We start from the raw sequence: 6,479 nt of genomic DNA, 5'->3' as shown, positions 1-6,479 counted from the left end.
GGTCGACACCACCGGCGCCGGCGGACCAGTACGGCCGCCGGCCTGCTGCTGGGCCTGGCCCGCGGCCTGTCGCTGGAGGAGGCCGGCAAGCTGGGCTCGCTGGCCGCCGCCGAAGTCATCGCCCACTGGGGTCCGCGTCCGATGACGCCGCTGAAGGCGCTGGCGGAGCGGGCGGGGCTGACGCTGGCCTGAGTGATTGGGGTCAATCGACATTCAGTCGATGGCCTTCGCCTCTCAAATCCTTGCCTTCCGTCATGGGCGGGCTTGTCCCGGCCATCCATGATCGCGGTCGGGGCCTGGAGGTCTCGACTTCCGCCTTTCGTGTTCATGGATTCCCGGCACAGGGCCGGGAATGACGGGTTTGAATGTCGATTGACCCTACTGATTGGTGGTTAGTGGTTGATGCGATCGCCCACGAAGCTGTGCGGTCACGACCAATGAACCAGCAACCCCTGGTCACTAGCCACCAATCACTGCCCCGCTCGCCGGATCGTCACATACAGCGCCCCGTCGCCGCCGTGCCGGCGCGCGGCGGGGCGAAGCCGGAGACCACGCCGCGCAGGGCCGGCGACTGCAGCCATTCGTGCGCCGAGGCCCGGATCACGCCGGTTCCGCCGCGTCGCCCCTGGCCGTGATCACCAGCACCGCGCGATAGCCGCGCGCCTGGGCGCCCAGCAGGAAGGCGGTCAGGGCGTCCTGGGCCTGGAAACGGCCGAACCCGTGCAGGTCGATCTTCGCCTCGATCGGATCGCGTTCGCGCGATAGACGCCGTTGCCGGCGGGGCTCCAGTTCTTCAGGGGCCGAACGGCGGGGCGCGGCGTCGACGGGCGTGCGAGCCGCGGGCGCCGGGGACTTGGGCTTCACGCGAGACCGGCTCGCGGATGCGGCGCGGCCGGGCGGGTCCGGCTCGACGGCCCCGACGGCGATCCGCGGGGCCTTCTTCGGCTTGGACGGGGTGACCGAGCCCGCGACCCGCGTCCAGATTCGGCGGTCCTCGGGGCTCAGGTCGTCGCGCCGGCTCATGAAGTCCCGGGGGCGGTCCCGTCCGGATCCTCGTCCGAACCGACGTCCTGCGGGCCCGGCGCATAGCCCAGCAGGTCGCCGGGCGTGCAGTTCAGTTCGCGGCACAGGGCGTCCAGGGTGGTGAAGCGGATCGCCCGCGCCTTGCCGGTCTTCAGAATGGACAGGTTGGCCAGGGTCACGCCCACGCGGTCGGCCAGCTCGGTCAACGACATGCGCCGTTCGAGCAGGATGCGGTCGAGCTGTACGCGAATGGCCATCGGAGGAGTGCTCTAGCTCAAAGAGGTCAGATCGTTAATTCGGATTCGCGGCGCAGGCGCGCGCCTTCGCGGAACACCTGGGCCAGGACGAAGACCACCAGGATCGAAAAGGCGGGCGTCACCAGGTCGAAGGCGCTGGGCGGCTCCATCGCGCCGCGCACCAGCCGCGACACCAGGGTCTGCCCGATCCAGGCGCCCCCGGTGACGACGGCCAGGATCAGGCCGATCTGCTTCAGGCGGCTGACGTTGGCGGGCTGGAAGGGGTCGCCGATGCGCAGGGTGTGCACGATGGCGCGCAGGTGGCGCAGGATCAGGGCGAAACCGCCCAGGTAGGCGATGATGGCGCCCAGGGCGAACAGGATATAGGCCCGCGGGACGGGCACGCTGGTGCCTTCGTCGCCGGCGGTGACCGTCAGGCCCATGGGGCCCAGCGGCACGAAGGTGGTGAAGATGAAGGCGAGGATGACCGCCAGGGTGGCCAGGCTCAGAGCCCAGAAGGCGGCCCCGAGGGCGACGCCGAGCAGGCTGGTCATCGATCCCGGACCGATGCCGGGCAGCGCCGGGGTCCGGAAGGAAGGCAGGCGGATCCCGAGTGAAGTCGGATTCGGGACGCGCATGGGTCGGCCTCTCTCAGGCCGGACGTCGGGGCGCGATCGCCGCGCGGGGTCCGGCGAACCCACGCGCGGTCTTATTCTTCGCGATTGTCATGCCGATCGTCAAAGCTCCCGAGGCCGGAGCCGATCACAGGAACTGGGCCAGGGTGGCGACCAGTGCGGTCGGCATGGCGGCCAGCAGGAAGGCGTTCAGCACGCCATGGCCGACCTTTTCCATGAAGTAGGAAGCGCTCATCGTGTTCATTGTCGTTCTCCGTCGGTCCTGAGTGAGGGGATTTTGACCCTCTTTTTTGTTCCGCTGGGTTGATCCTTCCCTTTTGGGGCCGAACCGAAGAACGTCGCGGCGTCCGTTCTTGAGATAATAGATAGGACGTGCGCCCCCAGAAGTCATGTTACATATCGTTTAACGATATTAAACTTCCGCAATGAACCTGGGCGCGGCGGGAACGTCCGCAAATCGTCAACAAAATCAGTCGGATGAGGCGGCAGGGATCGCAGCCGGACACGCGGACGCGGACGCGGGGCGGCGCGCCGCGACGCGCAGATTACGGGACCGTCATCGCCGCGGCCTGAATCGCTCCAAAGTCGGAAGGTTCGGCGCGCAGGCGGCAGAGATCGCTGAGAAGGGACGAAGAGGAGGCTGGAAGACGATTGGGCGTCCGAAAGCGGGCCTGAGGGCGCGGCGCAGATCGGTGCATCGTCAAGTCCGGCCTGGCCGGGCGGAGCCCCGACGCCTAGGTCGGAACTCGGGCGGTCTTCGATCCGGACGGGGCGAGATCGCCGCGCGGGGTCCGGGGGACCCTCACGCGGTCTTGATCGTCGCTATGGTCATGCGGATCATCTAGCTCCGGTAAGCCGGGAAGGGGATTACAGAGCTTGGATCAGCGTGGCGATCATGGCGGTCGGCAGGGCGGCCAGCAGGAAGGCGTTCAGCAGGCCGTGGCCGACTTTTTCGATGAAGTAGGAAGCGTTCATGGTGTTCATTGTCGTTCTCCGTCAGTCCTGAGAGAGGGGTTGTTTTCACCCCCATATTTTGTTCCGCTGGGTCGATCTTGCCCTTGAGAGGCCTGACCGGAGAACGTTGCGGCGTCCGTTCTTGAGATAATAGATAGGGCGTGCCCGCCCGGAAGTCATGTTACATATCGTTTAACGATATTAAACTTAGGCAATGAAATGTTTCAGCGCCGCGCGAGGACAGAATGTTGAAATTGATCAAGGGGATGCGGCTTGTCGCGGCGACCCACAATCCCGGCAAGGCGCGCGAAATCGAAGCGCTCCTGGACGGACATTACGAGGTGGTCACCGCGGGGTCGCTGAATCTGCCCGAGCCGGACGAGACCGAGAGCACCTTCGTCGGCAACGCCCTGCTCAAGGCCCGACATGCCGCGGATCTGTCGGGCGAGGTCTCCTTGGCCGATGATTCCGGCCTGTCGGTCGCGGCGCTGGACGGAGCGCCGGGCATCTTCTCCGCCCGATGGGCCGGGCCCGACAAGGATTTCACCTTCGCCATGAAACGGGTGGAGGACCGGCTGGAGGAGATCCGCTCCGACGACCGCCGCGCCTGGTTCACCTCGGCCCTGGCCGTCGCCTGGCCGAACGGCCCCGCCGTGGTGGTCGAGGGACGGGTCGACGGCCTGCTGACCTTCCCCCCGCGCGGCGAGCGCGGCTTCGGCTACGATCCGATCTTCATCCCCGAGGGCCAGACCCAGACCTTCGGCGAGCTGGATCCCGCGCTGAAGGATTCGCTCAGCCACCGCGCCCTGGCCTTCGCCAAGCTCAAGACCGCGCTGATGGACTGAAGACTCTCCCTCCCCTTAGGGGAGGGTGGTCGCGTAGCGACCGGGCGGGGGCGCCGTATCATCGCGCAAGATCCTAGCCGCTCCCACCCTGTCGTCGCTTCGCGCCGACATCCCTCCCTCAAGCGGGAGGGAGAAATGGTTTAAGCCTTTCCGATGATCCCCGACCCCGGCGACGACGTCGCCCTCTATGTCCATTGGCCGTACTGCGCCCGCATCTGCCCGTACTGCGACTTCAACGTGGTGCGGGATCGCGGTCGCGTGGACGAACAGGCCGCGTTGGTCGGGGCGATCCTGGCCGACCTGGACGCCCAGGCCGCCCTGACCGGCCCGCGCCGGCTGGCCTCCATCTTCTTCGGCGGCGGCACGCCCTCGCTGATGGACCCCGAGGCCGTCGCCCGAATCATCGCCCGCGCCCGCGCCCGGTTCGAACCGCGGGGCGATATCGAGGTCACGCTCGAGGCCAATCCCACCGACGCCGAGGCCGAGCGGTTCGACGCCCTGGCGCAGGCGGGCGTCAACCGGCTGTCGATGGGGGTCCAGGCGCTGGACGACGCGTCGCTGTCCCTGCTGGGTCGCAATCATTCCGCCGACGAGGCCCGCCGCGCCGCCGTCGTCGCCGCCCGCGCCTTCCCCCGCCTGTCCATCGACCTGATCTACGCCCGCCCCGGCCAGACCGTCGAAAGCTGGCGGGCCGAGCTGACCGAAGCGCTCGACCTCGGCTTCGAGCACGTCTCGCCCTATCAGCTGACCATCGAGCCCGCGACCGCCTTCGGCCGCGCCTTCGCCCGGGGTACGCTGGTCCCGCCCGACGAGGACCTTTCGGCCGCCCTGTACGAAACCACCCAGGCCGTGCTCGAGGCGGCGGGCTTCGACGCCTACGAGGTCTCCAACCATGCGCGCGGCGTGGCCGCCCGGTCGGCCCACAACCTCCATGTCTGGCGCGGCGGCGACTATCTGGGCCTGGGCCCCGGCGCCCACGGCCGCCTGGCCCTGGACGGGGTGCGGACGGCGACCGTCGCGCACCGGGGGATCGGCGATTACATCTCGGGCGTCGCCCGCGGGACGCCCTGGAGCGAGCGCGGAGAGCAGGATGCGCGCGAAGCCGCCGAAGAAAAGGTCTTGCTGGGATTGCGGACCGTCGAGGGCGTCCCGGTGGCGCTGTTCGATCACCTCGGCCTGACGCCGAGCGATCCGCCGTTGGCGTCCCTCGTCGACGATGGTTTCCTGGAGCTGGCGGCGAGCCGGATCCGGGCCACGCCCGCCGGACGCCCCGTGCTGGACGGCGTCCTGCGGGCGCTGCTGACCTGAAATCAGACCGAGGCGGCCGCTTCCGCGATCAGATCGGACACCTCGACCGGACGGGACGCCAGGGAGGCGTGGCCGGCGTCCAGGGTGATGATCTTGCGCGGGTTCATCCGCGCCGACATCCAGTCCTGGTTGGCGGGCGCGATCATCCGGTCCTGGCTGGAGATCTGGTACCAGGTCGGCTTGGCCTTCCACGCCGGGGCCGTGATCGTGTCGCCGAAGGTCCCGGCCAGCGGCGCCTTCTGGGTCACGGCCATGACCAGTCCCTCCTCGGGGGTCAGGTCCTGGCAGAAGCTCTCGTGGAACTTGTCCGGCTGAATCCAGAGGTAGCCGTCGCTGTCGGGCGCGAGGTTGGCCGCGGCGGCGGGAGGGTTCTTCTGGGTGATGCCGCCGGGGCTTTCGCCGGCGTCCGGCGCGAAGGCCGCGATATAGACCAGGCCCGCCACATTGGGCATGTCGCCCATCTCCGACAGCACCGCGCCGCCGTAGGAATGGCCGACGACGATGACCGGCCCTTCCTGCTGGGCCACCATCTTGCGCGCGCGCTCGGCGTCGTCGGCCAGCGAGGTCAGCGGCAGCTCGACCGCGTGCAGGGAGGTCAAGCCGCGCCGGTGAAGCTCCGGAATGACCTTGGCCCAGTGGGCGCGCCGCCCCAGAAGCCATGGACCAGCACGATCGTTGGGGATTGCGGCATCCGAACCTCTCCTTCGCGATGAAGACTGTGAGCCCGATCCCACGACCGACTACAGACGGCGCCGAAGCCCGCCCAATCATAAAAACGTGGGTTTCCAGCGCCCCGGGGGACGCCCTCTTCGCCCGTGCGCCCCGGAAACGGTTGAGCCGGGCCGAACGGGCTGGCACGGTCGCGCCGATGCCCGATCCCGCCCTTTTCCCGCCGACCGCCCCGCCGCCGCGCCCCGTGGCGCCGGGCCTGTATCTGGTGGCGACGCCGATCGGGAATCTGCGCGACATGACCTTGAGGGCGCTCGACGTCCTGGCCGCCGCCGACCTGGTCCTAGCCGAGGACACGCGCGTCACCGCCAAGCTGCTGTCGGCCTATGGGCTGAAGGCCCGGCTGGAGCGCTGCGACGACCACGCCTCGGCCCGCGCCGCCGAACTGGCGGTCGAACGCCTGAAGGAGGGCGGCGTCGTCGCCCTGGTCTCGGACGCCGGCACGCCCATGGTCTCGGACCCGGGGTTCGTCGTGGCTCGCGCCGCCATCGCCGAGGGCTTGCCCGTCCATCCCGTGCCCGGCGCTTCCAGCCTTCTGGCTGCGCTCTGCATCGCCGGCCTGCCCGCCGACCGCGTCCTGTTCGCCGGCTTTCCGCCTCCCAAGTCCGGCGCGCGCCGCGCCGTGCTCGAGGCGCTTCGCACCGGCCGCCAGACCCTGGTCTTCTTCGAAAGCGGCCCCCGCCTGGCCGACAGCCTGGCGGACATGGCCGCCGTGCTCGGGCCCGCCCCGCCGCCGCGCGCGCGAGCTG

At 69.1% G+C, this 6,479-nt stretch carries 7 protein-coding genes and 1 pseudogene; 4 read left to right on the top strand and 4 right to left on the bottom strand.

Translation table 11 applies throughout. From position 1 onward, the window contains the following. Window positions 1–192: pseudogene (locus tag AC2W7C_RS12060) on the top strand (PfkB family carbohydrate kinase); the annotation flags it as partial. A 408-nt stretch (window positions 193–600) separates the two neighbouring features. Here AC2W7C_RS12060 and AC2W7C_RS12055 read toward each other — a convergent pair. The 3 genes from AC2W7C_RS12055 to AC2W7C_RS12045 are packed head-to-tail and all read right to left on the bottom strand — an operon-like array spanning window position 601 to window position 1,813. Further along, window positions 601–1,023: a Smr/MutS family protein gene (locus AC2W7C_RS12055; RefSeq protein ID WP_486001661.1), complete on the bottom strand. Its 423-nt coding sequence runs from the start codon at window positions 1,021–1,023 to the stop codon at window positions 601–603. Beyond that, window positions 1,020–1,280: a helix-turn-helix domain-containing protein gene (locus tag AC2W7C_RS12050; protein WP_486001660.1), complete on the bottom strand. Its 261-nt coding sequence runs from the start codon at window positions 1,278–1,280 to the stop codon at window positions 1,020–1,022. Before AC2W7C_RS12050 ends, AC2W7C_RS12055 begins: the two co-directional genes overlap by 4 nt. A 26-nt stretch (window positions 1,281–1,306) precedes the next feature. Next, window positions 1,307–1,813, bottom strand: coding sequence for a DUF2975 domain-containing protein (locus AC2W7C_RS12045; protein WP_486001659.1), 507 nt, complete (start codon window positions 1,811–1,813; stop codon window positions 1,307–1,309). A gap of 1,280 nt (window positions 1,814–3,093) precedes the next feature. Between AC2W7C_RS12045 and rdgB the strand changes: the two genes are divergently transcribed. Beyond that, entirely contained in the window at window positions 3,094–3,693 is a 600-nt protein-coding gene (gene rdgB, locus AC2W7C_RS12040; RefSeq protein WP_486001658.1) for an RdgB/HAM1 family non-canonical purine NTP pyrophosphatase, read from the top strand. Window positions 3,694–3,846: 153 nt separating this feature from the next. Continuing rightward, on the top strand, window positions 3,847–5,001 hold the full coding sequence (gene hemW, locus AC2W7C_RS12035) for a radical SAM family heme chaperone HemW (protein ID WP_486001657.1): 1,155 nt from the start codon (window positions 3,847–3,849) through the stop codon (window positions 4,999–5,001). 2 nt (window positions 5,002–5,003) lie between these two features. Here hemW and AC2W7C_RS12030 read toward each other — a convergent pair whose 3' ends face one another. After that, window positions 5,004–5,600 (bottom strand): alpha/beta hydrolase, encoded by a 597-nt coding sequence (locus AC2W7C_RS12030; protein WP_486001656.1) that lies wholly within the window; start codon window positions 5,598–5,600, stop codon window positions 5,004–5,006. Window positions 5,601–5,869: 269 nt separating this feature from the next. Here AC2W7C_RS12030 and rsmI point away from each other — a divergent pair. Next, window positions 5,870–6,479 (top strand): 16S rRNA (cytidine(1402)-2'-O)-methyltransferase (rsmI, locus tag AC2W7C_RS12025; protein WP_486001655.1); only part of this gene is annotated, 610 nt, incomplete at its 3' end.

This window comes from Brevundimonas sp. CURTG3B2_SDJG (assembly GCF_057364705.1).
The sequence above is the reverse complement of the archived record's forward strand: the minus strand, read 5'-3'. Positions and strand labels throughout refer to the sequence as shown.